Origin of the sequence: Microbispora rosea, from assembly GCF_044460045.1 — a bacterium.
In the GTDB taxonomy this organism is placed as follows: Bacteria; Actinomycetota; Actinomycetes; order Streptosporangiales; family Streptosporangiaceae; genus Microbispora; species Microbispora rosea.
The window spans coordinates 163,798-189,795 of the sequence record NZ_JBITJO010000007.1 but is presented as its reverse complement, the minus strand read 5'-3'; the positions used below and the strand labels follow the sequence as shown (position 1 = coordinate 189,795).

General features: G+C 71.5%; 22 protein-coding genes. 9 read left to right on the top strand and 13 right to left on the bottom strand.

Going from position 1 to position 25,998, the window contains the following annotated elements; genetic code table 11:
* The first annotated feature begins 117 nt into the window (after window positions 1-117).
* Together ACIBK1_RS28330 and ACIBK1_RS28325 are read left to right on the top strand one after the other, a co-directional pair.
* Window positions 118-1,017 carry a hypothetical protein gene (locus ACIBK1_RS28330; RefSeq protein WP_396738765.1) on the top strand — a complete coding sequence of 300 codons (900 nt, stop codon included), beginning with the start codon at window positions 118-120 and terminating at the stop codon, window positions 1,015-1,017.
* Complete coding sequence (locus ACIBK1_RS28325; RefSeq protein WP_396738763.1) at window positions 1,014-1,826, top strand: LVIVD repeat-containing protein; 813 nt, start codon at window positions 1,014-1,016, stop codon at window positions 1,824-1,826. Before ACIBK1_RS28330 ends, ACIBK1_RS28325 begins: the two co-directional genes overlap by 4 nt.
* 408 nt (window positions 1,827-2,234) lie before the next feature.
* Here ACIBK1_RS28325 and rny read toward each other — a convergent pair whose 3' ends face one another.
* The 3 genes from rny to recA all read right to left on the bottom strand — a co-directional run bounded on the left by rny (window position 2,235) and on the right by recA (window position 6,281).
* Window positions 2,235-3,857 carry a ribonuclease Y gene (gene rny / locus ACIBK1_RS28320; RefSeq protein WP_030506472.1) on the bottom strand — a complete coding sequence of 541 codons (1,623 nt, stop codon included), beginning with the start codon at window positions 3,855-3,857 and terminating at the stop codon, window positions 2,235-2,237.
* Between the two features lie 280 nt (window positions 3,858-4,137).
* Window positions 4,138-5,172 carry a recombination regulator RecX gene (recX, locus tag ACIBK1_RS28315; protein ID WP_396738761.1) on the bottom strand — a complete coding sequence of 345 codons (1,035 nt, stop codon included), beginning with the start codon at window positions 5,170-5,172 and terminating at the stop codon, window positions 4,138-4,140.
* 8 nt (window positions 5,173-5,180) lie between these two features.
* Window positions 5,181-6,281, bottom strand: a complete 1,101-nt coding sequence (gene recA / locus ACIBK1_RS28310) for a recombinase RecA (protein ID WP_030506474.1) — start codon at window positions 6,279-6,281, stop codon at window positions 5,181-5,183.
* A gap of 328 nt (window positions 6,282-6,609) precedes the next feature.
* On the opposite strand from recA, the gene ACIBK1_RS28305 reads away from it, so the two are divergent.
* Window positions 6,610-6,885 (top strand): hypothetical protein, encoded by a 276-nt coding sequence (locus ACIBK1_RS28305; RefSeq protein WP_076437707.1) that lies wholly within the window; start codon window positions 6,610-6,612, stop codon window positions 6,883-6,885.
* 22 nt (window positions 6,886-6,907) lie between these two features.
* Here the strand turns inward: ACIBK1_RS28305 and ACIBK1_RS28300 are convergent, their stop codons facing one another.
* From ACIBK1_RS28300 to ACIBK1_RS28275, 6 genes are all read right to left on the bottom strand, one after another.
* Window positions 6,908-7,993, bottom strand: a complete 1,086-nt coding sequence (locus ACIBK1_RS28300) for an ABC transporter permease (protein ID WP_396738759.1) — start codon at window positions 7,991-7,993, stop codon at window positions 6,908-6,910.
* The gene (locus ACIBK1_RS28295; protein ID WP_030506477.1) at window positions 7,990-8,868 is read right to left on the bottom strand and encodes an ABC transporter ATP-binding protein; all 879 of its coding nucleotides are present in this window, start codon (window positions 8,866-8,868) and stop codon (window positions 7,990-7,992) included. The genes ACIBK1_RS28300 and ACIBK1_RS28295 overlap by 4 nt, the downstream gene beginning before the upstream one ends.
* On the bottom strand, window positions 8,861-9,169 hold the full coding sequence (locus tag ACIBK1_RS28290; RefSeq protein ID WP_030506478.1) for a winged helix-turn-helix domain-containing protein: 309 nt from the start codon (window positions 9,167-9,169) through the stop codon (window positions 8,861-8,863). The genes ACIBK1_RS28295 and ACIBK1_RS28290 overlap by 8 nt, the downstream gene beginning before the upstream one ends.
* Window positions 9,166-9,597 carry a hypothetical protein gene (locus tag ACIBK1_RS28285; RefSeq protein ID WP_030506479.1) on the bottom strand — a complete coding sequence of 144 codons (432 nt, stop codon included), beginning with the start codon at window positions 9,595-9,597 and terminating at the stop codon, window positions 9,166-9,168. The genes ACIBK1_RS28290 and ACIBK1_RS28285 overlap by 4 nt, the downstream gene beginning before the upstream one ends.
* 209 nt (window positions 9,598-9,806) lie before the next feature.
* Window positions 9,807-10,001, bottom strand: coding sequence for a DUF3046 domain-containing protein (locus tag ACIBK1_RS28280; RefSeq protein WP_030506480.1), 195 nt, complete (start codon window positions 9,999-10,001; stop codon window positions 9,807-9,809).
* An 81-nt stretch (window positions 10,002-10,082) separates the two neighbouring features.
* On the bottom strand, window positions 10,083-10,571 hold the full coding sequence (locus ACIBK1_RS28275; RefSeq protein WP_030506481.1) for a VOC family protein: 489 nt from the start codon (window positions 10,569-10,571) through the stop codon (window positions 10,083-10,085).
* A gap of 195 nt (window positions 10,572-10,766) precedes the next feature.
* Between ACIBK1_RS28275 and ACIBK1_RS28270 the strand changes: the two genes are divergently transcribed.
* A complete protein-coding gene (locus ACIBK1_RS28270) occupies window positions 10,767-15,797 on the top strand; it encodes an Lhr family helicase (RefSeq protein ID WP_396738757.1) in 5,031 nt (1,676 codons plus the stop codon).
* Here ACIBK1_RS28270 and ACIBK1_RS28265 read toward each other — a convergent pair.
* Window positions 15,726-17,051 carry an MFS transporter gene (locus ACIBK1_RS28265; protein ID WP_396738755.1) on the bottom strand — a complete coding sequence of 442 codons (1,326 nt, stop codon included), beginning with the start codon at window positions 17,049-17,051 and terminating at the stop codon, window positions 15,726-15,728. The genes ACIBK1_RS28270 and ACIBK1_RS28265 overlap by 72 nt on opposite strands.
* Window positions 17,052-17,136: 85 nt before the next feature.
* On the opposite strand from ACIBK1_RS28265, the gene ACIBK1_RS28260 reads away from it, so the two are divergent.
* Window positions 17,137-18,183: a helix-turn-helix domain-containing protein gene (locus tag ACIBK1_RS28260; protein WP_051761360.1), complete on the top strand. Its 1,047-nt coding sequence runs from the start codon at window positions 17,137-17,139 to the stop codon at window positions 18,181-18,183.
* A 4-nt stretch (window positions 18,184-18,187) separates the two neighbouring features.
* Here the strand turns inward: ACIBK1_RS28260 and ACIBK1_RS28255 are convergent, their stop codons facing one another.
* Entirely contained in the window at window positions 18,188-18,871 is a 684-nt protein-coding gene (locus ACIBK1_RS28255) for a M15 family metallopeptidase (RefSeq protein ID WP_357328853.1), read from the bottom strand.
* Window positions 18,872-18,887: 16 nt separating this feature from the next.
* The gene (locus tag ACIBK1_RS28250; RefSeq protein WP_363420571.1) at window positions 18,888-20,063 is read right to left on the bottom strand and encodes an ROK family transcriptional regulator; all 1,176 of its coding nucleotides are present in this window, start codon (window positions 20,061-20,063) and stop codon (window positions 18,888-18,890) included.
* A 215-nt stretch (window positions 20,064-20,278) separates the two neighbouring features.
* Here ACIBK1_RS28250 and ACIBK1_RS28245 point away from each other — a divergent pair, with 215 nt between their 5' ends.
* The 4 genes from ACIBK1_RS28245 (at window position 20,279) to ACIBK1_RS28230 (ending at window position 25,133) form a co-directional block, all read left to right on the top strand.
* Window positions 20,279-21,610, top strand: a complete 1,332-nt coding sequence (locus ACIBK1_RS28245) for a sugar ABC transporter substrate-binding protein (protein ID WP_396738752.1) — start codon at window positions 20,279-20,281, stop codon at window positions 21,608-21,610.
* Window positions 21,611-21,613: 3 nt separating this feature from the next.
* The gene (locus ACIBK1_RS28240; RefSeq protein ID WP_357325795.1) at window positions 21,614-22,630 is read left to right on the top strand and encodes a carbohydrate ABC transporter permease; all 1,017 of its coding nucleotides are present in this window, start codon (window positions 21,614-21,616) and stop codon (window positions 22,628-22,630) included.
* On the top strand, window positions 22,627-23,478 hold the full coding sequence (locus ACIBK1_RS28235; protein WP_030506489.1) for a carbohydrate ABC transporter permease: 852 nt from the start codon (window positions 22,627-22,629) through the stop codon (window positions 23,476-23,478). Before ACIBK1_RS28240 ends, ACIBK1_RS28235 begins: the two co-directional genes overlap by 4 nt.
* Before the next feature lie 122 nt (window positions 23,479-23,600).
* The gene (locus tag ACIBK1_RS28230) at window positions 23,601-25,133 is read left to right on the top strand and encodes a glycoside hydrolase family 3 protein (protein ID WP_396738750.1); all 1,533 of its coding nucleotides are present in this window, start codon (window positions 23,601-23,603) and stop codon (window positions 25,131-25,133) included.
* A gap of 124 nt (window positions 25,134-25,257) precedes the next feature.
* On the opposite strand, the gene ACIBK1_RS28225 is transcribed toward ACIBK1_RS28230, so the two are convergent.
* A partial coding sequence (locus ACIBK1_RS28225; RefSeq protein ID WP_396738748.1) for an OmpL47-type beta-barrel domain-containing protein occupies window positions 25,258-25,998 on the bottom strand: 741 nt, incomplete at its 5' end.

Sequence of the window (25,998 nt, the reverse complement as noted above, 5' to 3'; positions counted from 1 at the left end):
AAGACCAGAAAAGGAGGGGTGCGACCCTTGAGGATCAGCCGTGCGGCAGCACGTTGGGGGCGTGCTGGATTAAGGAAGATCGGAGTCGTCGCCGTAGGGGCGGTCCTGGTGGGCCTCATGCCCGCCACGGCCATGGCGGACGACGCCGATCCGCGAGCCGGGCTGGGAGCGGGATGGCTTGATGCCCAGCAGGCGAGCCAGGGGCTGGAGCTCCTGGCCCACCGGGACAAGCCTGAGGGCTTCTACCAGGCCTCGAACCCCGGCAACACGTCGTACGCGAACTCGGACATGGCCTTCAGCGGCAAGTACGCGTTCGTCGGCAACTTCACCGGTTTCAACATCTACGACGTCTCGACACCCACCAACCCGGTCCTGGCCACGTCCGTGGTGTGCCCGGGCGGCCAGGGCGACCTGTCGGTGTACGGCAACCTGCTGTTCATGTCGGTCGAGGAGACCCGGGGCCGGATCGACTGCGGCACGCAGGGCGCGAGCGGCACGGTGAACCCGGACCGCTTCCGCGGCGTCCGGGTCTTCGACGTGAGCGACATCAGCAAGCCGGTCCAGGTGGCGGCCGTGCAGACCTGCCGCGGCTCGCACACGCACACCCTGGTGACCAGCAAGAACGATCCGGACAACGTGTACGTCTACGTGCAGGGCACGGCGAGCGTCCGTTCGGGTTCCGAGCTCGCGGGCTGCGCCAACACCGCGGCGACCGACCCGAACACGGCCCAGTGGCGTATCGAGGTCATCAAGGTGCCGGTGGCGGCCCCGCAGAACGCGGCGATCGTCTCCACACCGCGCCTGTTCACCGACCCGGAGACCGGAGCGATCAACGGTCTCCAGAACGCCCCGCAGGCCCCGCGGCACCCGTCCGGCTCGTCCTGGTCGCCGTCGCCCGTCACCACCCACTGCCACGACATCACGGCCTACCCGGAGATCGGCCTCGCGGCCGGGGCGTGCGCGGGCAACGGACTCCTGATCGACATCTGGCCAACCCCAAGCGGCTCGACGCGGTGACGGACCCGAACTTCGCCTACTGGCACTCGGCCACGTTCAACAACGACGGGACCAAGGTCATCTTCACGGACGAGTGGGGCGGCGGCAGTGGGGCGCGCTGCCGCGTCACCGACGAGCCGTCGTGGGGCGCGGACGCCATCTTCGACATCGTCGACGGCAAGCTGAAGTTCCGCAGCTACTACAAGCTGCCCGTACCGCAGACGAACCAGGAGAACTGCGTCGCGCACAACGGGTCGCTCGTTCCGGTGCCCGGCCGGGACATCATGGTCCAGGCCTGGTATCAGGGCGGCGTCTCGGTGTTCGACTTCACCGACTCGGCCAACCCGCAGGAGATCGCGTACTTCGACCGGGGTCCGGTGAGCGACAGCTCTCTTCTCCTCGGCGGTTTCTGGTCCGCGTACTACTACAACGGCCACGTCTACGGCAGCGAGATCGCCCGCGGGTTCGACGCGTTCACGCTGACTCCGAGCGAGCACCTGGACCAGGCCGAGATCGACGCGGCGGCCACGGCCACCTTCGACCGGTTCAACACCCAGCAGCAGCCCCGGGTGACATGGCCGGCGAGCTTCCCGCTGGTGCGCGCCTACTACGCGCAGGCGCTGCGCACCGGCACCCTGAAGAAGGCCACGGCCGACAACGTGCGGAAGTTCGTCGACCGGGCCGAGCGGTTCACGGACGGGCCGCAGAAGAACGCCGCAGTGGCGCAGCTTCGGGCCGTCTCCCACCAGCTCGACACCTCCGTCGGCGCGCAGGCGACGCTGGCGAAGGCGCTCAACGACCTCGCCGACGCGCTCAGCCTCAAGGCCTGAGCTGATCGGGGGCGTCTCACAGGAGCATCCCGGGGGGCGTCCCTGCGGGGCCGTCCCTGGGGGGCGTCCCTGGGGCGTCCCTGGGGGAGTCCCCACACGACCGGGGCCCCCGCCCAGCAGTGGGCGGGGGCCCTTCGTCATGAGGAGCCGGGGCCCTCGGGGTGTGAGACGAGCGGGCCGAGGCTATGCGGGGTGACGCTTGCCGGGCGGGTTGCACCGGGCGGCTTACCGGATGGGGCTTCACCAGCGACGCTTACCGAATGGCCTCGGCCGAGCGAGGCTTACCGAGCGGTGGGCTTCACGAGCGGCGCCTACCGGATGAGGCCTCACCAGCGACGCTTGCCGGATGGCTTTGGCCGGGCGAGGCTTACCGGATGAGGCTCCCGGGCGAGGCCTGCCGGATGAGGCTTACCGGGCGAACTCCGTGGCGCGGGACTCGCGGACCACGGTGATCCGGATCTGGCCGGGGTAGGTCAGCTCCTCCTCGACCTGCTTGGCGACGTCCCTGGCGATGACCTGGGCCTGGATATCGTCCACGTTCTCGGGCCGGACCATCACCCGGATCTCCCGGCCCGCCTGCATGGCGAAGACCTTGTCCACGCCGTCGTACGACTGGGCGATCTCCTCCAGGCGCTCCAGCCGCTTGACGTACGCCTCCAGGGACTCGCGCCGGGCGCCGGGGCGGCTGCCGCTGATCGCGTCCGCGGCCTGGGTGAGCACCGCCTCGACGGTCTTGACCTCCACCTCGTTGTGGTGCGCCTCGATGGCGTGGACGACGTCCTCGTGCTCGCCGTACCGCCGGGCGATCTCCGCGCCGATCATCGCGTGGCTGCCCTCGACCTCGTGGGTGAGCGCCTTGCCGATGTCGTGCAGAAGCGCGCACCGCTTGACGAGGTCACGGTCGAGCCGCAGCTCGGAGGCCATGATTCCGGCGATGTGCGCCGACTCGATCAGGTGCTTGAGCACGTTCTGGCCGTAGGAGGTGCGATAGCGGAGCTGGCCAAGCAGCGTGACCAGCTCGGGATGCATCTCGGTGATGCCCAGCTCGACCAGGGCGTCCTCTCCCGCCCGCACGCACAGGTCCCGAACCTCGGCCTTGCTGCGCTCGTACGCCTCCTCGATGCGCTGCGGATGGATCCGGCCGTCGAGGACCAGCTTCTCCAGCGTCAGCCTGGCCGTCTCCCGCCGGACGGGGTCGAAACACGACAGCAGCACCGCCTCCGGTGTGTCATCGATGATCAGATTGACCCCGGTGGTGGACTCGAAGGCCCTGATGTTGCGGCCCTCCCGGCCGATGATGCGGCCCTTCATCTCGTCGCCGGGCAGATGGAGGACGCTCACCACCGACTCGGCCGTCTGCTCGGTGGCGACGCGCTGCACGGCCAGCGTCACGATCTTGCAGGCGCGCTTCTCGCCCTCCTTCCGGGCCTCGCCCTCGATCTCCCGGACGATCAGCGCGGCCTCGCGCTTGGCCTGGTTCTCGATCTCCTTGACCAGCTCCGACTTGGCCTGCTCGGCCGTCAGGCCGGCGACCCGCTCCAGGATCTCCTGCCGCCGCTCGGCCACCCGCTCCAGCTCCTCGCGGCGGTCGGCCAGCTCGGTCTCGGTCTCGGCCAGCTTCCGGGCCCGCTCTGTCTGCCTGCGTGCCTCCTCGTCGAGCCGCTGCTCGCGCTCGGCCAGTCGGTTCTCGCGGCGTTCGAGGTCGGAGCGCAACTCCTTGAGCTCCGTCTTGAGGATCCGCGACTCCTCCTCGACCTCCTTGCGCATCAGCGCTGCGCTCTCGGCGAATGTCTCCGACTTCTTGAGGATCTCCCCCGCGTCACGCTCCGCCTTCGTGCGGATCTCCTCGGCCTCACGTCTGGCCCGTTCGAGTTCCTCGTTGACCTCGGCCTTCACCTCTGCGAGCTGCTCGGGCGAGGGGCCGGACGGTGCAACGACGCCGGTACGGCGCATGACTATGACGAGGGCGGCGATCATCACGAGAGCCAGCAGCACTACCGCAACCGCAAGAACGATCACGATCGTGTCCATGCGCGCTCACCCCTCACGACAACTTTTGGCAGGGGTCACACGCGCAGCACGGCAGCGCCCGGTGGCGTCACCAGGACAAATATCGTCGCAATGCCCGGACGCCCCGAGGGGCGGCCGATATGGCCCGAAGGCCGGTCAATGTCTCTCGTCCGTCGTGGTACACCGTTATGGCAATCCGCGCTGCGCGGAGTAACTCCTCACTGCGGTCGAGATTAAGCGTCAGAGAGGTAACGAGCAAGCAAAGATGCCCTGTCAAGTGACTTTTGCGTGGTGCTATAGCTCACTCGAAGGTGTCCGGAAGCCCATCTGACGGGCTGCCTTCGGCCTCGATCGCCTCTCGGACCACGCGGAAGGCAAGCCCCGGCGAATAGCCCTTGCGGGCCAGCATGCCGACCAGTCTCCGCATGCGCGCCTGCGGCTCCACCCCGCGGGTGGCGGCCAGCTTCCGATCCACGAGCCTGCGTGCGGTCTCGGCCTCCTCGTCCGGATCGAGCCGCCCGACGGCGTCCTTGACCGTCTCCTCGGCAACGCCGCGCTGCCGCAGTTCCTGGGCGAGCGCGCGGCGGGCCAGCCCGCGACCCGTGTGCCGTGAGCTCACCCACGCTGCGGCGAACGCCTCGTCGTCGATGAGCCCGACCTCGGAGAACCGCTCAAGCACGGCGTTCGCCGCCTCCTCGGGCACCTCCCGCTTGCGCAGGGCGTCCGCGAGCTGAGCCCGGGTCTTGGGCGCCATCGTCAGCAGTCGCAGGCAGATGGCTCTGGCCACGGCCTCGGGGTCGGCCGGCGGCCCCTCGCTCGCCGCGGTGCCCTCCTCCGGCCCGTCGGGAAGCCACCCGCCGGACCTCTTGCGCTTCCCCCGGCGTCTCGGCGAGCCCGGTTCCCCCTGGCCTGCCCAGTCCCTTAGCGCGCCCGGTTCTCCCGGACCTGCCCGTTCTCCTGAGCCTGCCCGTTCTCCCGAGCCTGCCCGATCTTCCGGCGCGCCCGGTTCCCCCGAGCCTGCCCAATCTCCCAGCGCCGCGGGTTCCCCCAGGCGTGCCCGGTCTCCGCGCCTGCTGCCACGTCCCTGGCGTCGGCGGCCGGCGCGGCCGGCCTGCTGACCCGCCTCCGCCCGCGCTGTCTCCTCGCGGCCGATGTCCGCATGCCCGGTCTCCGCACGCCGGAGTTCTGCACGCCGGATCTCCTCGCGCAGGGCGGCGATCGTCGCGGAGGCGTCCTCAGCCGGCCTGTGCGGCTCCTCGGCCGGCCCCCAGGGCCCCGAGTTCCAGTCCCCCGGCCCGATCCCGCCGTCCGGGCCGAGGGGCTCCTCGTGCCTCATGCCTGTGCTCAGACGTCACCCGGCTTGGGCGCACTGGCCGCCTTGCTGCCCCGGCCGGACGTCGGGGCGGGCGGCGCCGCCGGAGCGGCGGGGGGCTCGCTCGGCGAGTCGAGCCGCGGCCCGACACCGAGCTTCTCCTTGATCTTCTTCTCGATCTCGTTGGCGATGTCGGGGTTGTTCTTGAGGAAGTTGCGGGCGTTCTCCTTGCCCTGCCCGAGCTGGTCGCCCTCGTACGTGTACCAGGCGCCGGCCTTGCGCACGAACCCGTGCTCGACGCCCATGTCGATCAGCCCGCCCTCACGGGAGATGCCGATGCCGTACAGGATGTCGAAGTCGGCCTGGCGGAAGGGCGGGGCCATCTTGTTCTTGACGACCTTCACCCGGGTCCGGTTGCCGACCGGCTCGGTGCCGTCCTTGAGCGTCTCGATCCTGCGCGCGTCCAGCCGCACCGACGCGTAGAACTTCAGCGCCTTGCCACCCGTGGTGGTCTCGGGGCTTCCGAACATGACGCCGATCTTCTCGCGGAGCTGGTTGATGAAGATGGCGGTGGTCCGGGTCTGGTTCAGCGCACCGGCGATCTTGCGCAGGGCCTGCGACATGAGGCGGGCCTGGAGACCGACGTGGCTGTCGCCCATCTCGCCCTCAATCTCGGCCTTCGGCACGAGGGCCGCCACCGAGTCGATCACGATGATGTCGACGGCGCCGGAACGGATCAGCATGTCCGCGATCTCCAGCGCCTGCTCACCGGTGTCCGGCTGGGAGACGAGCAACGCGTCGACGTCGACGCCCAGCTTCTTGGCGTACTCGGGGTCGAGGGCGTGCTCGGCGTCGATGAACGCGGCGATGCCGCCGCCCTTCTGGGCGTTGGCCACGGCGTGCAGGGCGACCGTGGTCTTACCGGAGGACTCGGGGCCGTACACCTCGACGATCCGGCCGCGGGGATAGCCGCCGATGCCGAGGGCGACGTCGAGAGCGATCGAACCGGTGGGGATGACCTCGATCGGGGCACGCGCGTCGTCTCCGAGGCGCATGACGCTGCCCTTGCCGAACTGCCGCTCGATCTGTGCGAGGGCGGTCTCAAGGGCCTTCTCGCGGTCGTTGATTGCCATTGGGTGCCCCCTGAAGGGTGTCGTCTGCTCGGTCACCGAAAAGCTACGGGGTGCCACCGACATTTTCCGGAGCTTCCCGCACACCGCCCCGAGAGGTGGGCCGGGAGCCTGTCGCGCCCCGGCGACCTGACGGCGCGCACCCCGGCGGCGACCAGTCCAATATAGCCGAACGACTGTTCGATCACATGCCGGAACGCCACCAAGCCCGGGAACGAGCGGCGCCCCAACCGTGCCGTTACATTCCCGGGCGTTACTCTGCCGTGGTTGTCAGCGCTCTGACCTGGGACGATCCTTGTAGCAAAGCTGGATCTCCCCGCTGGAGGGCCACGTGACGGGCACCGGCGACTACAGCCGACAGCGTCTGGCCCGCCTTGGGGCGCTCGCCGCGCGACTCCCCGGGCTCGGTCTCTCCGCGCGACTGCTCGGCACGGACGATCCGGTCCTGTCCGTCTGGCACCCGGGCACCGGCAGGCAGACGATCGTCTTCGCGACGCCCACCAAGGAAGGATGGATGTTCCTGTGGGCTCCGGGCGGCCAGGAGAGCGCCGACGACCCCGGCCGCGCGGCCGAGCTGATCGGTCAGACCCTCTCCCGGCCCCCCTGATCCTCCGCGCCTGCGTCCGCCGTCAGCGGACGACCTCGCCCAGTTTGACCCGGGCGCCGGTGCGGAGCACCGCCCGCCGGTAGACGCGGGCCGCGCCCAGCAGGACGGCGACCACGGCCACGACCATGAGCGCTCCGGCGATGAGGATCTCCACCAGCGGCACGTCGACGGCCGCCGTACGCACGGGCATGACCATCGACGAGAACGGCGGCACGAACGACAGCACGCGCGCGACCGTGCCCGCCGGCTCGACGGCGGCGAAGTAGGCCGTCAGGTAGGTGAACATCATGAGCATGGTCATCGGCGTCAGGACGGTGTTGAGCTCCTCCTGCCGCGACACCAGCGAGCCGAAGGCGGCGGCGAGCGCCGAGAAGAAGGCGTAGCCCAGCACGAACCAGACGACCGCGCCGACCACGATTCCCCCCATCCCCGGCGGGAAGTCGGCGGTGAAGCCGGTCGCGGACGACGCCGCCAGACCGGCGATGATGACCACGACGAGGTTGACCAGCCCCAGCGCGCCCAGCCCGACGATCTTTCCGCCCAGGAGCTGCCAGGGACGCACCGAGGTGAGCAGGATCTCCACGATGCGACTGCCCTTCTCCTCCACCACGCCCATCGCGACGAACATCGAGGAGTAGATGAGCAGGAAGAACAGCACCATCACGATCAAGGTGGCGATGCCGGTGCGCACGCCCTGGTAGCGGGCGTCCGCGCCGACCGACTCCACCGTCAGCGGCGTGATCGTGAGGCCGGCCGCCGAGATCTGCGCGTCGCGGTGGACGCTCTCCAGGATCAGACCCAGCCGCTGGTCGAGCTCGCCGTCCGCGAGGACCTTGTCCCCGTTGATCAGGGCCGCGTCGACGTCCCCGTCGACCACGGCCTTCCGCGCGGCCGCCTCGTCCGGCAGCCGGGAGTAGGCGAGCTGGGCGGCGGGCGGGGGCGCCTGTCCCACCACGCCGACGTCGTAGGTGTCGTCGCCGCCCAGGACCTTGGGCAGGAACGCGAGCGCGGCCACCAGGATCGCGCTGACCGCGAGACTGATCAGGTATGACTTCGTCCTGATGCGCGTGCGGATCTCCCGCTGGGCCACCAGCCACAGGCCGTTCATGCCACCGCCTCCCTGAAGATCTCGGCCAGCGTCGGCTGCCTGCGGCCGAAGTGCTCCACCTTGCCCGCCCCGATCGCCGTACGCAGGATGTCCTGGTCGTCGCCCTCCTCGCACAGCAGGACGTCGCGGTCGCCCTCGCGGGTGAGCGCGCCGGGCAGGCGGTCGGCCCAGCCGGGCGCGGCGTCCCTGACCACGACCCGCAGCACCCCGCGGCCCTCCCGCTCGCGCAGGTCGCCGACCGGTCCGTACGCCACCATCCGGCCCGCCGAGATGATGCCGACCGAGTCGCAGAGCTGTTCGACCAGGTCGAGCTGGTGGCTGGAGAAGATCACCGGCACACCCGCCGCGGCGCGGTCCTTGAGCACCTCCGCGAGCGCGTCGACCGCCAGCGGGTCGAGGCCCGAGAACGGCTCGTCGAGGATCAGGACCGCCGGCTCGTGGACGAGCGCGACCGCGAGCTGCACCCGCTGCTGGTTGCCGAGCGACAGCGCCTCCACGGCGTCGTCGCGCCGCTCGGCCAGGCCCAGCCGTTCGATCAGGGCGGCGGTGGCCGAGCGCGCGGCGGCCGGGGCGAGCCCGTGGAGCCTGCCGAAGTATTCGATCTGCTCGGCGACCTTCATCTTCTGGTAGAGGCCGCGCTCCTCCGGCATGTAGCCGAACGTGCGGCGGTCGTCGTACGTCAGGGGGCGCCCGTCGAGGCGCACCTCGCCGGAGTCGGCGTCGAGCACGCCCATGACGATCCGCATCGTCGTCGTCTTGCCCGCGCCGTTGGCCCCGACGAACCCGAACATCTCGCCGGGCCGTACGGCGAAGCCCACCCCGTCGAGGGCGGTCTTGTCTCCATAGCGTTTGCGCAGGCCGTCGATCTCAAGCACGGGGGGTTGCCTCCACAATTCGTCGCAGAACGTCCATGTAGGTCTCGAAGGCCGCACGCCCCTGATCGGTCAGCGAGAGCCAGGTGCGCGCCCGCTTGCCGACGAAGGCCTTGTCCACCCGGATGTAGCCGGCCTCTTCGAGCGTGAGGATGTGCTTGCTGAGCAGCGAGTCGCTGACCTCGATGGTGTCGCGGAGGAAGCGGAAGTCGGCCTTGTCCGCCGCCGCCAGGGCCGCCATGATCGACAGCCGCACCGGCGCGTGGATGATCTCGTCGAGCTCGTGGCGCGGATGGGCCGTCATCGATTCCTCATCAGGCGGAGTCCGCCGTACACCAGGGGCAGCCCGGCGAGCACCGACAGAGCGACGAGCACCGCCGTCCAGCCCGCCGTGGGCCGGTCGGGACGCAGCCAGACGCCCACGACGAACGGCACCATCATCGTCACCACGTACGCGGCCGAGACCGGCCCGTTGATTCGCTTCAGCAGCCGGTTGTGCACCCGCAGCCGGGCCCAGTACACGCACAGGGCGACCGTCAGGACGATCCACCCGGCCCCGGCGAGCAACGGCAAGGGATAGCCGCCGAGGAACATCGCCGGCCAGTAGACCATCGTGGCCAGTCCCACGAACAGGTACGCCCGTCCGGGCCCGCGCGAGGAACTCCCGACCCGCTGCCCCACGCGCCCGATCTCCTGGAGAGCCTCATCGGGAGTGAAGTGATCTCCGGTCATACGCTTCCTCCGTGTTCATCTGCTCAACACGCTAGCAAGCACTCAACCGCCATTCAAGTGGTTGCCATGGACGACGGAGGACATGGGTCATGGAGGGATCCGCGCGCGACGGGATCACACGGCCGCGGTCACGGAGTTGAGTGGAGTGTGCGGGGACGTCACAGCGCCGCAGCCGCCTGTGCGGCCCGCCGCGCAGGCGCAGAGGGGGATCAGCGCAGCCTGGGATCCACTTCGACCTCCTGGCAGACGGCCTGCCAGACCTGCTTGGCCGCCACGCCCTCCGCGAGGGCCTGCTCGACCGTGCGACCGCCGAGCCCGGAGATCACGTAGTCCTTCGCCCACGACTCCGCGTACGCCTCCCCGAAGTGGCGGCGCATCCTGTTCCAGAAGTCTGTGAGGCGCATGCGTTCAGTATGACGCCGCGGCCCGGATGTCCCGTCCGGGCCGCGGCGCCGCGATCACTTCCCCCGCCTGCGGGCGACGACTCACATGACGCGGGTGCCGTACATCTCGCCGAGCGGATCGGCGAGCAGTTCGAGGCGGGCGCCGTCCGGGTCCTGGAAGTAGATCGAGCTGCCGCTCTCCACCTGGTAGGGCACACCGGCGGCGTCGAGCTTGCCGCGCAGGCGCTCCCACGTCGCCCGCTCCACGGAGATCGCGATGTGGTGGAGCCCGCCGAGGACCTCCTTGTACGGCTCCAGGTCGAGGCCGGGGAGGTCGAAGAACGCCAGCAGGTTGCCGTTGCCGATGTCGAAGAAGAAGTGGTTGGACCCGCGGTAGTCGCGGTTCTCGAAGATCTCGGTCAGCGGGAACTCGAGGAGTTCGTGATAGAAGCGGATCGTCCGCTCGACGTCGGACGAGATCAGTGCGAAATGGTGCAGGCCCCTCGCGCTGCTGGGGGCACGGCGCTCACTCAGGTAGCGCTCGCGGATCCGCGCGCGCTCCGACTCGATGGCCGCGTAGTCGATTTCCATACTCACGAGGAACGCCCCGAGAGCGACATCTCATACCAGACGGGATCAGGGGAACGAGCGTCTTCGCCCCACTCACGCGTTCGCTCGCGGCGCCTCGCATCGCACCTGGCGGGCCTGGTGGTGTCCGGCGGTCTGGTCCCGCACGTGCCCGTCACCCCGCGGGACGGCGGTGCGGCGTTTTCTGTCGGTGGGGCGATGCATGATGGGCAGGTGGGTGCGCTCGACGGCTTCAGCCCGGTGACCAGGGAGTGGTTCACCGGCGCCTTCGCGACGCCGACCGCCGCGCAGGAGGGCGCGTGGTCGTCGATCGCGCGGGGCGAGAACACGCTCGTGGTCGCTCCCACCGGGTCGGGCAAGACGCTCGCGGCCTTCCTCTGGGCCGTCGATCGCCTCGCCGTCGAGCACACGACGGGCCAGGCCTCGCCGGGAGCCGAGGTGGGGCGCGCCGACGGCCGCCGCGGCGCGCGACGCGGCCGGAACGATGAGGCGAAGCCGCCCCGGCCCTGCCGGGTCGTGTACGTCTCCCCGCTGAAGGCTCTCGCGGTGGACGTCGAGCGGAACCTGCGAGCCCCGATCACGGGCATCCGGCAGACCGCGCTGCGGATGGGCCTGCCCGCCCCCGACATCTCGGTGGCGATCCGCTCGGGAGACACCGCTGCCGAGGACCGGCGCCGTTTCGCCGCGCGGCCCTCCGACATCCTGATCACAACGCCCGAGTCCCTGTTCCTGATCCTCACCTCGCAGGCGCGCGAGGCGCTGCGCGGCGTCGAGACCGTGATCGTGGACGAGGTCCACGCCGTCGCGGGGACCAAGCGCGGGGCGCACCTCGCGCTGACCCTGGAGCGGCTCGACGCCCTGCTGCCCGCTCCGGCCCAGCGCATCGGGCTGTCGGCGACCGTACGGCCGGTCGAGGAGGTGGCGACGTTCCTCGGCGGGTCCCGCCCGGCCACGGTCGTGCAGCCGCCCTCCGAGAAGGTCATCGAGGTCGACGTCGTGGTGCCGGTGGAGGACATGACCGAGCTGGCGCCGCCTCCGCCCGGCGTCGACGCCGAGTCGCCGGAGCACCGCAGGAGCATCTGGCCGCATGTCGAGGAGCACCTTCTCGATCTGATCGAGGCCCATCGGTCCACGATCGTCTTCGCCAACTCGCGGCGTCTGTCGGAGCGCCTGTGCACCCGGCTCAACGAGCTCGCCTGGGAACGCCGGACCGCGCCCGCCCCGGGCGAGAGCCCGAGCCCGGGTCCGGGAGATCCGGCCCACTGGTCGGATGCCTTCGAGGAGTTGCACGCGCGATGGTCCGACCTGCGCGAAGACCCTGACGCTCTCCCCGCGGACACCGGGCGCGGGGACACCGGGCGGGCCGTGCCGTCGGAGCTGATGGCCCAGGCGGGGGCCTCGGGCGGCGCGATTCCCGAGGTGGTGCGCGCGCATCACGGCTCCGTCTCGAAGGAGGAGCGGTCCCAGATCGAGGAGGCGCTGAAGTCGGGCCGTCTGCCCGCGGTGGTCGCCACCTCCAGCCTGGAGCTGGGCATCGACATGGGGTCGGTCGACCTGGTGGCCTGTGTCGAGGCGCCGCCCAGTGTGGCGAGCGGCCTGCAGCGCATCGGCCGCGCCGGGCACCAGGTCGGGGCGGTGTCCCGCGGCGTGATCTTCCCCAAGTATCGGGGCGACCTGGTCCAGACGGCCGTCGTGGCCGAGCGCATGCGCACCGGGCAGATCGAGGAGATCCGCTATCCGCGCAACCCTCTCGACGTGCTGGCCCAGCAGATCGTCGCGATGACCGCGCTCGACGAGTGGACGGTCGACTCGGTGGAGACGCTGGTGCGCCGGGCCGCGCCGTACGCCACGCTGCCGCGCAGCGCGCTGGAGGCAACGCTCGACATGCTCGCCGGGCGCTACCCCAGCGAGGAGTTCGCCGAGCTGCGGCCGCGCATCGTCTGGGACAGGGTGACGGGCACCCTCCAGGGCCGTCCCGGGGCCCAGCGCCTGGCTGTCACGAACGGGGGCACCATCCCCGACCGCGGCCTGTTCGGCGTGTTCCTGGTGGGCGAGAAGGCGTCGCGCGTGGGCGAGCTGGACGAGGAGATGGTCTACGAGTCCCGCGTCGGCGACGTGTTCGTGCTGGGCGCGACCTCGTGGCGGATCGAGGACATCACCGCCGACCGGGTGCTGGTCTCCCCCGCCCCCGGGCAACCAGGCAAGCTGCCGTTCTGGCACGGAGACGCGCCGGGCCGGCCCGCCGAGCTCGGCCGGGCGATCGGCGCGTTCCTCCGCGAGCTGGCGGCGGCCGGGGCGGGCGGCCGAGGCGACCCGGCGTCGGCGCGCGAGCGGATCCGCGCGGCGGGGCTCGACGACTACGCCGTCGGCAACCTGCTCGCCTACCTGGCCGAGCAGCGGGAGGCGACGGGCTACGTGCCCGACGACCGCACGCTCCTGGTCGAGCGGTTCCGCGACGAGCTGGGCGACTGGCGTGTGGTGATCCACTCCCCCTTCGGCGCGCGGGTCCACGCCCCCTGGGCGCTCGCCATCGGGCGGCGGCTGCGCGAGCGGTACGGCGTCGACGTCCAGGCCGTCCACTCCGACGACGGCATCGTGCTGCGCGTGCCCGACACCTTCGAGGACGCGCCGACCGACGTCGCGGTGTTCGACGCCGAGGAGATCGAGGAGGTCGTGATCGAGGAGCTGGGGGGTTCGGCCCTGTTCGCCTCCCGGTTCCGGGAATGCGCCGGACGCGCCCTCCTGCTGCCCCGCCGTTCGCCCGGCAGGCGCAGCCCCCTGTGGCAGCAGCGCCAGCGCGCGGCCCACCTACTCGGCGTCGCGAGCAAGTACGCCGGGTTCCCGGTGGTGCTGGAGACGATGCGCGAGTGCCTGCAGGACGTCTTCGACGTGCCGGGCCTGGTGGAGCTCATGCGGGACGTGGCCGCCCGCCGGGTGCGGGTGGTCGAGGTGGAGACCTCCCAGGCGTCCCCGTTCGCGGCGTCGCTGCTGTTCAACTACATCGGCGCGTTCATGTACGAGGGTGACGCGCCGCTGGCCGAGCGGCGGGCGCAGGCGCTCGCCCTCGACACCGCGCTCCTCGCCGAGCTCATGGGACAGGCCGACCTGCGGGAGCTGCTCGACCCGGATGTCGTCGTCGAGACCGAGCGCGAGCTGGCGCGGCTGGACAGGCCGCTGCGCGACGCCGAGGACCTTGCCGACCTGCTGCGCTCACACGGCCCGCTGCTCGCCCAGGACGTCTCGATCCGCGAGGGAGACCCCGGCTGGCTGGCCGACCTGGAACGGGCGCGCCGGGCCATCCGGGTGCGCGTGGCGGGCCACGAGCAATGGGCCGCGGTGGAGGACGCCTGGCGCCTGCGCGACGCGCTCGGGGCGCCCTTGCCGGTGGGCGTTCCGCACGAGTTCCTCGAAGCGCCCCTCGCCGGCGGGGCGGGCCGGGCCGCCGGCCCCGATCCGCTCGGCGACCTGGTCGCGCGCCACGCCCGCACTCGTGGGCCGTTCGCCTCCGGCACGGCCGCCGCGCGCTTCGGCGTGGGCGTCGCGGTGGTGGACGAGGCGCTGCGCCGCCTCGCGGCGGCGGGCAGGGTGGTCGCGGGCGAGTTCCGCCCCGGGGGCCGGGGCGAGGAGTGGTGCGACGCCGGGGTGCTGCGGTTGCTGCGGCGTCGGTCGCTGGCGCGGCTCCGCAAAGAGGTCGAACCGGTCCCTCCGGAGACGCTGGCGGCGTTCCTGCCCGCCTGGCACGGCATCGTCCCGCAGAGCGGCGCGCCGACCGGCACCGGGCAGGGCGGGACGGGGCAGGGCGGGACCGGCGGCCGGACCGGGCTCGCGGAACCCGGCGCCCAGAACAGCCAGGGCCACGGCTCGGCGCGGGCCATGGACGCGCTGATCACCGCGATCGAACGGCTGCAGGGGGCGGCCGTTCCCGCCTCCGCGCTGGAGTCGCTGGTGCTCCCCGCGCGAGTGCCCGGATACTCCCCCGCCCTGCTCGACGAACTGACCTCGTCGGGGGAGGTCGTCTGGGTGGGTCAGGGGTCCCTGCCCGGCGGCGACGGGTGGGTCGGTCTCTACTTCGCCGACACCGCGCCCCTGCTGCTCCCCGAGCCGTCGGAGATCACCATGACTCCGCTGCACGAGCAGATCCTGGAGATCCTGAGCGGGGGCGGCGCGCTGTTCTTCCGTGAGTTGTCCAACCGGGTCGCGACGGCCACGCTCGGCGACGGGGCGCCACCCCTGCCCGGCCCCGACGCCGCCTCGGCCCGCCGGGCCAGAATCCTCGGCCGCACCGGCACCCCGGGGCCGGGCGCCGCCGGGCCGGACAGGGCGGCGGGTGTCGCGCCTGCGAGCGCGGCGCCTGACGACACGACGCTCGCGGCGGCCCTGTGGGACCTCGTCTGGGCCGGGCGGATCACCGGTGACACGCTCGCCCCGCTTCGCTCGACGCTGGGCACCGGGCGGCCCGCCCACCGGCCGCCGACGACCAGGCGCCGCCGCGCGGTGCTGCCGACGAGAAGCGGCCCGCCGACCGTGAGCGGCCGATGGTGGCTGCTGCCCGCGCCGTCGGCCGACGCCACCCAGCGGGCGCACGCGCAGGCCGAAGTCCTGCTGGAGCGGCACGGCGTGCTGACGCGGGGCGGCATCACGCCCGAGCGCCTGCCCGGTGGCTTCTCCGCGGTCTACCAGGTGCTGCGCGCGTTCGAGGAGAGCGGGCGGTGCCGCCGCGGCTACTTCGTCGAAGGTCTGGGCGGCGCCCAGTTCGCCCTGCCGGGCGCGGTCGACCGCATGCGCGCCATGTCCTCCACAGGGTCCTCCACACGCCCCGCTCCGGCCGAGGACCTGTGGTCGATCCCCGCCCCGCCGCCGCCCCGCCGTGCGGTCGTGCTCGCGGCGACCGACCCGGCCAACCCGTACGGCGCGGCCCTGCCCTGGCCGGACCGCGCCGACGACGTGACCCACAAGCCGGGCCGCAAGGCCGGCGCGCTGGTGGTGCTGGTGGAGGGCGCGCTGATCCTCTACGTGGAACGCGGCGGGAAGACCCTGCTCTCCTTCGGGCCCGAGGAGGACCTGCGGCAGGCCGTGCAGGCCCTGGCCGTCGCCGTGAAGCGGGGGGCCCTGGGCAAGCTGACGGTCGAGCGGGCGGACGGCGCCGCCATCGCCGACTCACCTCTGGCGGAGGCCCTGGAAGCCGCCGGGTTCCACCCCACTCCCCGTGGCCTGCGGATCCGCAGCTGACCCGGGCCCGGCCGGCGTGGTCACGCCCGCGGCCCGCGTCGCTCGGTGCCGGGCACGGTGCCACGCCACGGCCGACAGCAGGGTCCCCACGGAGACGACGACGATGCCCGCACCGAAGATCTGGAACGTCGCCACCGCTCCCATCCGCCGCACCGCGAACCCCGCGGCGACGGCGGGCAGCGAGATCGCGGCGTAGGCGACGATGTAGAAGGCGGCCATGACCTGAGCCCGGCCGTCCGGCGGCGCGGCGGCGCCGACGGTGCGCAGTGCGCCGAACATCGCGAAGCCGACGCCGACGCCGATCACCACGCTGGCCGCGACGAACGACACCGCGCTGTCGGCGGACAGCGACCACGCCATCGACGCGATGCCGCCGATGAGCGCGAGCGTCCCCCAGGCGATCTGGACGGCCGGGGGCAGCGCCCGCGCGACCAGGGGCGGCACCGCCGACGCGCCCCCCAGTGCCAGGATGGCCAGACCGGCCGCGAGCGGGCTCGCGGTGTGGAGCAGAGCGGGAGCCAGCGTACCCGCGAGTCCCAGGTAGATGCCGATGATCGACCAGGCGCAGGTGATCGCGAGGCCCGCGAGGACGAACGGGGCGCGGATCTGCCGTGGCACGCCCGGTGCCGCGATCCGGACTCCGCAGCGCGACTCCCGTGGCACGGTCTCGGGGACCACCGTCAAGCCCAGGAGCAGAACGAGGATCAGCACGGCGAGCACGACGAACGGGGTGACCAGTGGTCCCGGCGCGAACTGCAGGAGCACCGCGCCGAGCAGGCCACCGGCTCCGACGCCCAGGGCGCTGGCGACGACGTTGAAGAGACTGGCCGTGGCCGGATCGCGGCCCTGGCGCAACTCCAGCAGGGCCGCGCCGGACGCGCTGATCGCGATGCCGGTGGCCAGCCCCTGGACCGCGCGGGCGGCGAACAACCAGGCCGCGCCGGACGCGTACACGAACAGGCCCATCGAGGCGAGCAGGCCGGCCAGGCCCGTCATGATGACCGGCCGGCGGCCCCAGGTGTCGGAGACCCGGCCGAAGACCAGCAGCGAGGCCAGCACCCCCAGGCAGTACGTGGCGTAGATCAGGGTCACGGTGGAGGTCGGCAGATGCCATCGGACCGTGTACAACCTGTACAGCGGAGACGGCACGGCCGACGCGGCGAGGCAGAGCCCGATGACCCCGGCCGTCAGAGCGAACGCCTGCCCCGGCGTCGGCCGTCGCGCGGACGGAGCAGTGGGAGTCGCGTTGTTCACACGTGTCAGCCTGACCGGGGCGCCGCGCGCGGACGAGTGGCAGAACTGCCGCTGTCCGTCAAAATCCTGCCGCTATGGTGAGCGCATGAGAGCCGTTCCCGGCGTCGTGGCCCTCGCCGTCACCTCGGACATGCCGATGTTCGAGCTGTCCATCGCCTGTGAGATCTTCGGAACCGACCGCAGCGAACTCGCCGATCCCTGGTACGAGCTGCGGCTGTGCGCCGCCCAACCCGGGACGACACGTACGCAGAACGGGTTCGCGCTGCACACGCCCTACGATTTCCACGCCCTCACCACCGCGGACACCGTGGTGGTCCCCGCGATCCCGGCCGACGCCGTACTCGCGGGCGACACGGCCCGCATGAACGTCTCGGGGCTGCCGGAGGCGCTGCGGGCGGCGCACGCGAACGGCGCCCGGATCGTCTCGCTGTGCACGGGCGCCTTCGTTCTGGCCGCGGCGGGACTCCTCGACGAGCGGCGGGCCACCACGCACTGGATGTACACCGGCATCCTCGGCGCGCGTCATCCCCGGGTGCGGGTCGACCCCGCTGTCCTCTACGTGGACGAGGGCGACGTGCTCACCAGCGCGGGACGCAGCGCGGGGATCGACCTGTGCCTGCACCTCGTCCGGACCGACCTCGGCGCCGAGGTCGCCAATCAGGTCGCCCGGCGCATGGTCACACCCGCTCATCGGCCCGGCGGGCAGGCGCAGTACATCGAGGCTCCGGTGCCCCGTTGCGGCGATGACGGGCTGGCCCCCGTCCTCCAATGGGCGCTCGAACACCTGCATCGGCAGCTCACCGTCGCGCAGATGGCCGCGTGGGCATCGGTCAGCACACGCACGCTGGTCCGGAGGTTCCACGCGGCCACCGGCACCACCCCGCTGCGATGGCTGCACGCCCAGCGTCTCGCGCGGGCCCGGCACCTCCTGGAGACGACCGATCTGCCGATCGAGCAGGTCAGCCGGTTGTGCGGCATGGGCACGGCCGGGAACCTGCGGCACCATTTCACCAGGTCGGCCGGCGTGGCCCCGATGGACTACCGCCGGGCGTTTCACGGCCGGCCCGCGCGCACCGTGTCCGCGGACTCGCTCGCCCCGCCGCACCACGCGGACGCGGACTGCGGGGGGTGAGTCCCTACAGCTCGACGGGGCCGTAGATGGCGGCGGGGGCGCTGCGGGTCATGGCCCAGTAGCGGTCGCCGTACGACCAGTGCCACCACTCGGTCGGGTAGTTGACCAGCCCGGCCGCCTCCAGGGCGGCGCCCAGCACGTCGCGGTTGCGCCGCGCCTCGGCCCCCACGGGGGCGGCGGTGTAGCACGCGCCGCCGCTCTGCTCGGGGGTGGCGTTGACCGCCGTGCCCATGTCGAGCTCCACCCCGTCGTCGTCGTAGAGCGTGAGGTCGACGGCCGCGCCCGCCGTGTGCGGGGCCACCTCGATCGGCGAGACGTACCGGCTCGCGGCGACGTGCAGCTCCGCAGCCGACATCCCGGGGAACGCCGCCCGCAGTTCGTCCTTGTACTCCTCGAAATACCTGGTCTGCAGCGCCGGCGGGCGGTAGCCCTCGACCACCACCAGGTGGCACCCGGCGGGCAGGCGCTCCTGGGCCTCCTCCAGACGGGCGAGCAGGCCCTCGCGCAGATGGGCGTAGGCCCCGGCGGGGTCGGCGAGCCGCCCGTCCACCCGCAGCCGCCCGCGTACGTCGCTCAATTTCTCCCCGCACTCGTTCACGCCGATCGAGGTCACGCGGGGGTCGGAGATGAGCACCGGACCCTCGGCGAGGGCGGGCGCGGTTGAGCGATCACGGGGGAAGTCGGGCATGAGGATCAACCTACCGTCAGACAGTGTCCGAAAAGACCTCTTCACGCGCTCTGTCCAATGCAGCGACGATCGCCCCCATGAGAACGGGATTGCCCTCCACTCCGGTGGCCACCACCGTGGGACGGCTCGGACACACCCGGGCCACCGCCTCCTCGACGCGCTCCGCGAGGTGACCGCCGCCGGCCCTGCCCACGTCACCGCCGAGCACGACGAGTCCCGGGTCGAGGACCACGGAGACCGCCGCGACCCCGACCGCGAGCCGTCCTGCCAGATCCTCGACGAAGTCGTCGTTGCCGGTGTCGATGGCCGTACGGACCAGGTCGGCCACCTCCGCTCCCCGCGCGTCCGGGGCGGGGAGGCCGTGCGCGCGGGCCAGGTTCCACAGCGCCTCTCCTCCGACGAGGCGCTGGAAGGAGCCGGTCTGCGGCGCGGTGACCGCGCTGGGCAGGGGTTCGCCGGGGACGGGCAGCCAGCCGATCTCGCCCGCGCCGCCCGTGATGCCCCGGTGCAGCCGGCCGCCGAGCATGACGCCGAGGCCCTGGCCGACGCCGGTCCACAGGATCACGAAGTCGTCGGCGCCGTGCGCCGCGCCGTACATCTGCTCGGCGAGGGCCGCCAGGTTGACGTCGTTCTCGATGATCACGCATTCGCCGAGCAGGGTGCGCAGCCCGGCCAGGATGCCGACGTGCCAGGTGGGCAGGTCGACCGAGTAGCGCACGTCGCCGGTGAGCGGATCGACCACCCCGCGCGTGCCGATGACGAAGCAGCGCAGCCGGGCGAGTTCTATCCCGGCCGTCCCGCAGGCCCGCTGCACGGCCTCGTGGACGAGGCCCACCGGGTCGCGGGCCTCGCTCGGGTCCACGGTCACCTGGGCGACGACGGTGCCGGCGATGTCGGCGACGGCGGCCGTGACGCTGTCCGGCAGCACCTCCAGCCCCGCGACGTACGCGCTGGACGGGTTGACGCCGTACAGCGCGGCGTTGGGACCGCGCCCGCCGGGGCGCTCCCCCGCCGCCGTGACCAGCCCGCGCGCCTCCAGCCGGGCCAGGAGCTGGCCGGATGTGACCTTGGACAGCCCGGTAAGCTCTCCCAACTCGGCCCTGGTCAGCGGGCCTCTGGAGATGAGGAGTTCCAGTGCCGCGCGGTCGTTCATCTGCCGGAGCAGGCGAGGCGTACCCGGTCGTTGAGCCACCGGCTGGTTCCCCTCTCGTCACGATCCGCTAACGCGGTCTTTTTTATAAGAAAGTTTCTTGTTAGTTTATCGCCAGCCAGCCCGGAGGCAACCGATCAGCCTCGGGACGCCAGAGCGCCGACCGAAAGGAGAGCGCCTTCCAGCAGGTGAGCGGCCCGCCGACACCCCCCACGAGGCGCACCCCCGACGCGAAGCCGGGAAGGGAGAGACCAATCGTGAAGATCGTGAAGCTCGCGGTCGCGACTACCGCGACCGCTGCCCTGGCCCTGGGACTCGCCGCTTGCGGAAGCGACGACTCCGGAAGCACGACCGCCCCGTCGGCCTCCGCCGCCGCGAGCGGTCCGAAGTTCGCCGGCCAGACTCTTACCGTGTGGCGACTCGGTGCCCCCACCGACGTCTTCACCAAATACATGGACGACCTGAACGCCAAGTTCAAGGAGCAGACGGGCGCCGAGGCGAAGGTCCAGTGGATCCCCTGGCCCGACGCGCAGAAGAAGTGGACCACCGCGCTCGCCGGCGGCGAGGGTCCGGACGTCACCGAGTTCGGCAACGACCAGGTCGCCGCCTGGGTGGCGCAGGACGCGCTCGCCGACATCACCGACTCCGTCAAGGGCGACGCCGAGCTCCAGCAGATCCCGCAGAACCTGTGGAGCTACGAGACGATCGACGGCAAGGTCTACGCCGTGCCGTGGGGCGGCGGCACCCGCGCCGTGCTCTACCGCAAGGACTGGTTCGACAAGCTCGGCATCGAGGTCCCCAAGACCTGGGACGACCTGGTCGCCGCGGCCAAGAAGATCGTGGACAAGCAGGGCAAGGACGTCGACGGCTTCGCCTTCAACGGCGGCTCCGACGCGAACATGTCGCTGTCGCCGTTCGTCTGGTCGGCCGGCGGCGACTTCGCCAAGTTCGAGGGCGGCAAGTGGGTGGGCCAGCTCACCCAGCCGGGCTTCAAGGAGGGCTTCCAGTTCTACACGGACCTGGTCGCCAAGGACGGCGTGTCCGGCAAGGGCCGCCTGACGCAGAACTCCGTCGACATCGCCCAGCGCTTCGCCGCCGGCAAGGTCGGCATGTACGTCACCGGCGGCTGGGACATCGCGGCCATCAAGGAGCAGAGCAAGGGCAAGGTCGACGAGTCGAAGATGGGCTTCTTCTCGCTGCCCGCCAAGGACGGATCCGGCCCGGCCCCGGCCTTCCAGGGCGGCAACGACATCGCCGTCTGGAAGGACGCCAAGAACCCCGAGCTCGCCCTCGAGTACGTCAAGCTCGCCGCGGGCAAGGAGTTCGGCGTCCGGTACGCCAAGGAGGGCGGCCTGCTCCCGCTCTACCCCGACGCGCTCGCGGAGATGGGCAGCGACCCCGCCCAGAAGCCGTTCACGGACACCTTCCAGGTCGCCAAGGGCTTCCCGGCCAGCCCCAACTGGGCGGAGGCCAACGACACCAAGGCCGTGCTGCAGAACGCGGCGCGTGAGGTGATCGAGGGCAAGAAGAACGTCGACCAGGCTCTGAGGGACGCGAACTCCGAGCTTGAGACGATCCTCAACCAGTAGATCATGACCGACACGTCAACCCTCGCCCGGGGCGGAGCCGACACCTCCGCCCCGTCGCGGCGCAGTCGCAAGCGGGAGCGCGGACCGGGGCTGTCCCCGAAGGCCGTCCCGTACGTCCTGCTCCTGCCCGGCTTACTGGTCATCGCGGTGCTGCTGCTCTACCCGCTGTACCAGATGGTCGAGATGTCCTTCCACAAGGTCGGGCTCCGGCAGATCAAGGCCGTCAACCCCGCGCCCGCCGACTTCGTCGGCTGGGACAACTACACGCAGATCCTCGGCTCGGACCTGTTCTGGTCGTCGCTGCGCAACACGGTGCTGTTCGCCGTCGTCACCGTCGCGCTGACACTCATCCTCGGGACCCTCGTCGGCCTGCTGCTCAACAAGCTCGGCCCGAAGATGTCGACCTTCGTGGTCGTCGGCATCATGGCCGCCTGGGCCACCCCGCCCACCGCTCAGGCGATCGTGTGGAAGTGGCTGTTCGACTCCGACTCCGGCATCGTCAACTGGGCGCTGAACCTCCTGCCCGACTGGCTGTCGAACCTGCTGTTCGGCCACGCCGACTGGAGCGGTTACCCCTGGTTCAACGACACGCTCACGCTCTACTTCGTGCTGATCGTGGCCGTGGTGTGGGCGTCGTTCCCGTTCATCGCGGTGTCGGTGCTCGCGGGGCTCAAGAGCATCCCCTCCGAGCTGTACGAGGCGGCGAAGATGGACGGCTCCAGCGCGGTCCACACGTTCAGGAGGATCACTCTCCCGCTGCTCAGGCCGGTGTTCTCGGTGCTGGTCGTCCTGTCGATCATCTGGGACTTCAAGGTCTTCACCCAGCTCTACCTGCTGGCCGGCGGCACGGTGAACCGCGACGCGTTCAACCTGTCGCTGTGGAGCTACGCCGAGGCGTTCAGCAGCCCGCCGAAGATGGGCCTGGGCGCCGCCATCGCGGTCGTGCTGACCGTGATCCTGCTGCTGATCACCTTCGTGTACGTGCGTCAGATCGTGAAGACGGAGGACGACATCCGATGAGCCCGCTCGCCCGCAGGAGGCTCGGACGGGCCGCGCTGAACGCGGCCGGGGTCGTGGTGTTCCTCTTCGCGGTCTTCCCCGTCTACTGGATGGTCACCACGGCCTTCAAGCCGAACGACCAGATCTTCACCACGAGCTTCATCCCGTTCCCCAGCCCGCCCTCGATGGACCACATCTCGCGGGTCTTCACCAAGGGCGTCGCCGGCCACTCCATCTGGCAGTACCTGTTCAACAGCACGCTCGTCGCGCTCAGCGCCGTCGTGCTCGGCGCGGTGTTCGCGCTGCTCGCGGCGACCGCGGTGGCCAGGTTCCGCTTCCGGTTCCGCACCTCGTTCCTGATCCTGCTGCTGATCGTGCAGATGGTGCCGGCCGAGGCGCTGCTGATCCCGCTGTTCACCATGGTCAAGCGGCTCGGCCTGTACGACCAGCTGCTCGGCCTGATCATCATCAACGTCGGCCTGACGCTGCCGTTCTCCGTCTGGATGCTGCGGACGTTCGTCGCGGCCGTCCCCAAGGAACTGGAGGAGGCCTCCTGGATCGACGGCGCGGGCCGGTTCACCACGTTCTGGCGGGTGCTGTTCCCGCTCGTCGCGCCCGGTCTCGTCGCGACCAGCATCTTCGCCTTCATCACCACCTGGAACGAGTTCGTCTACGCCCTGACCCTCATCGGCGACCAGGGCAAATACACGATGCCGGTCGCGCTGCAGTTCTTCGTCGGTCAGAGGTCGACCGACTGGGGCGGCATCATGGCCGCCTCCACCCTGATGACCATCCCGGTCCTCATCTTCTTCCTGCTGGTCCAGCGGCGGATGGTCTCCGGCCTCGTCGCGGGCGCGGTCAAGGGGTAACCCCTCCGCCACCCGGCATCCCCCTCTCCTGAAGACCGCTGGTACGGCCACCCGACCCGGTGGCCGTACGGGCCCTGCCCGCGCGTCTTCACTCCCACTGTCACCAAAGGAGCCGAGACACCATGTCCGCCACCCGCGACCCCCTGGCGGGGGCCGCCGACCTGTCCACGCGTACCGGCGACCCGGGCCTGCACCGGCTCGCGGCGGGCGCACTGCTGATCTCGTTCCAGGGCACGACCGCGCCGGACTGGGTCCTGCGCGGCCTGGAGGACGGTCTGGGCGGCGTCTGCCTCTTCGGGTTCAACGTCGCGGACGGCGAGCAGGTCGCGGCGCTCAGCGCCCGCCTGAACGAGGCGGGCCGCCCGGTCGTCTCGCTGGACGAGGAGGGCGGGGACGTCACCCGGCTGGCCTACCACACCGGGAGCGCCTACCCCGGCAACGCGGCGCTCGGCGCCGTGGACGACGTCGCCCTGACCGAGCGGGTCTACCAGGCGATGGCCGCCGACCTGGCGCGGTGCGGGGTGAACCTCGACATGGGCCCGGTGGCCGACGTCAACACCGCCGACGACAACCCGATCATCGGCACCCGGTCGTTCGGCTCGTCGCCGGACCTCGTGGCCCGGCACACGGTCGCCGCCGTACGCGGCCTGCAGTCGGCGGGGATCGCCGCCTGCGTCAAGCACTTCCCCGGCCACGGCGCCACCCATCAGGACTCCCACCTGGAGATCCCGCTGGTGGACGCCTCCCTCGACGTGCTCAGGGAGCGCGAGCTCGTTCCGTTCCTCGCGGCGATCCGGGCCGGGGCGAAGTCGATCATGACGGCGCACGTGGCGGTGCCCGAGCTGACCGGGGACCTGCCCGCCACGCTCAGCGCGCAGGCGCTCACCCGGCTGCTGCGCCGTGAACTGGGCTACGACGGCGTCGTGCTCACCGACGCCCTCGACATGCACGCGATCAGCAGGACCGTGGGGCTCGCGGAGGGCGCGGTGCGGGCCCTGGCCGCGGGCGCCGACCTGCTGTGCCTCGGGCCGCTGCCCACCGCGGAGGACGTACGGGGCATGGTGGACCACATCGTGGACGCCGTGGCCGAGGGCAGGCTCGCGGCCGAGCGGCTGGAAGAGGCCGCCGCCCGGGTCGAGCGGCTGCGCGACTGGTTCGCCGGCGCACACCTGCCGTCAGGACACCCGTCGAGGAACGGGGACGCCGCGGACGGCGAGGTCGTCGGCCTGGACGCCGCCCGGCGCGCCGTGTCGCTGACGGGCTCGGCGGGGCCGCTGGCCGATCCGTTCGTGGTCGAGATCGACACGCCGCCGACGATCGCGGTGGGCGAGGTGCCCTGGGGGATCGCCCCGTGGCTGCCGGAGGCCGAGATCGTCCGGGTCAAGCCGGCAGAGGCCGACGCCGGGGGGCTGCTCGGCCGGGCCCGGGAGCGTTCGCTGATCGTGGTCGTCAAGGACGCCCACCGCCACCCGGACAGCCGCGAACTGATCTCCGAACTGCTCGCCGCGCGCCCGGACGCCGTCGTGATGGAGATGGGCCTGCCGATCTGGCGGCCCGGCGCGGGGGCCTACATCGCGACCTACGGCGCGGCCCGCGCCAACGCCCAGGCCGCGGTGGAGCTGCTGAACGGCGGTCCCTCGGCGGCGGGACTGTAAAGGCCGGGGTTGTAAAAGGCGGGGCTGTAAAAGGCAGGAGCCGACCGGCCCATCGGCCGGTCGGCTCCTGTTTCACTGCGGTGGCGTCCCCGGTGCGTACACCGTGACCGTCACGCCGGCCCGGTCAGCCGCAGCTGATCGCGCTGTAGGCGGCCTCGTAGGGCGTGGTGACCTTCTCGCCGTCGATGGACGACGTGCCGGTCACGGTGACCTCGCCCGCGCCGATCTGCGTGGCCCGCGCGTTGAAGGACTGGTACGCCTGCTTGCCCGGGGCCACGTCGGCCACGGTCTTGGTGCCGTACGGGGTGGTCAGCGCCACGGTCGCCGGCACGTCGCCGTCGTTGACCGCCGTGACCGCGACGTACACCGACGTGCCCAGGCAGCGGGACGAGGCGGTAACGGTCAGCGGCGTCTCGGCGGGCGGCGGCGCCGCGACGACCGTGAAGCCGGTCGTGGCGACGCCGGAGGTGTTGCCGGCCTTGTCGGTCGCCCGGTATCGCACAGTGTGCTCGCCGACCTGGTTCACCGGCACCGGAGCCGTGTAGGCCTGGAACTCGCCACCGTCCAGGGCGTACTCCACCGTGTCCACCCCGGACTCGGCGTCGGTCGCGGAGATGGTCACCGTGGCGGACTCCACGTAGTCGCCGTCGGCGTCCTTCGTGCCGGACACATTGGCCGACACCGTCGGCGGGGTGGTGTCCTTCGGCTGCGGGGCCACCACCGTGAACGTCACCGACTGCACCTCAGAAGTGTTGCCGGCCTTGTCGGCGGCCCGGTATCGCACAGTGTGCTCGCCGACCTGGTTCACCGGCACCGGAGCCGTGTAGGCCTGGAACTCGCCACCGTCCAGGGCGTACTCCACCGT

Excerpts from the sequence above, each read along its gene's own strand:
- ACIBK1_RS28330 (WP_396738765.1), top strand. The coding sequence starts at position 118 with ATGCCCGCCACGGCCATGGCGGACGACGCCGATCCGCGAGCCGGGCTG.
- rny (WP_030506472.1), bottom strand. The coding sequence starts at position 3,857 with ATGGACACGATCGTGATCGTTCTTGCGGTTGCGGTAGTGCTGCTGGCT.
- recX (WP_396738761.1), bottom strand. The coding sequence starts at position 5,172 with ATGAGGCACGAGGAGCCCCTCGGCCCGGACGGCGGGATCGGGCCGGGG.
- recA (WP_030506474.1), bottom strand. The coding sequence starts at position 6,281 with ATGGCAATCAACGACCGCGAGAAGGCCCTTGAGACCGCCCTCGCACAG.
- ACIBK1_RS28300 (WP_396738759.1), bottom strand. The coding sequence starts at position 7,993 with ATGAACGGCCTGTGGCTGGTGGCCCAGCGGGAGATCCGCACGCGCATC.
- ACIBK1_RS28290 (WP_030506478.1), bottom strand. The coding sequence starts at position 9,169 with ATGACGGCCCATCCGCGCCACGAGCTCGACGAGATCATCCACGCGCCG.
- ACIBK1_RS28285 (WP_030506479.1), bottom strand. The coding sequence starts at position 9,597 with ATGACCGGAGATCACTTCACTCCCGATGAGGCTCTCCAGGAGATCGGG.
- ACIBK1_RS28280 (WP_030506480.1), bottom strand. The coding sequence starts at position 10,001 with ATGCGCCTCACAGACTTCTGGAACAGGATGCGCCGCCACTTCGGGGAG.
- ACIBK1_RS28275 (WP_030506481.1), bottom strand. The coding sequence starts at position 10,571 with ATGGAAATCGACTACGCGGCCATCGAGTCGGAGCGCGCGCGGATCCGC.
- ACIBK1_RS28270 (WP_396738757.1), top strand. The coding sequence starts at position 10,767 with ATGCATGATGGGCAGGTGGGTGCGCTCGACGGCTTCAGCCCGGTGACC.
- ACIBK1_RS28260 (WP_051761360.1), top strand. The coding sequence starts at position 17,137 with ATGAGAGCCGTTCCCGGCGTCGTGGCCCTCGCCGTCACCTCGGACATG.
- ACIBK1_RS28255 (WP_357328853.1), bottom strand. The coding sequence starts at position 18,871 with ATGCCCGACTTCCCCCGTGATCGCTCAACCGCGCCCGCCCTCGCCGAG.
- ACIBK1_RS28240 (WP_357325795.1), top strand. The coding sequence starts at position 21,614 with ATGACCGACACGTCAACCCTCGCCCGGGGCGGAGCCGACACCTCCGCC.
- ACIBK1_RS28235 (WP_030506489.1), top strand. The coding sequence starts at position 22,627 with ATGAGCCCGCTCGCCCGCAGGAGGCTCGGACGGGCCGCGCTGAACGCG.
- ACIBK1_RS28230 (WP_396738750.1), top strand. The coding sequence starts at position 23,601 with ATGTCCGCCACCCGCGACCCCCTGGCGGGGGCCGCCGACCTGTCCACG.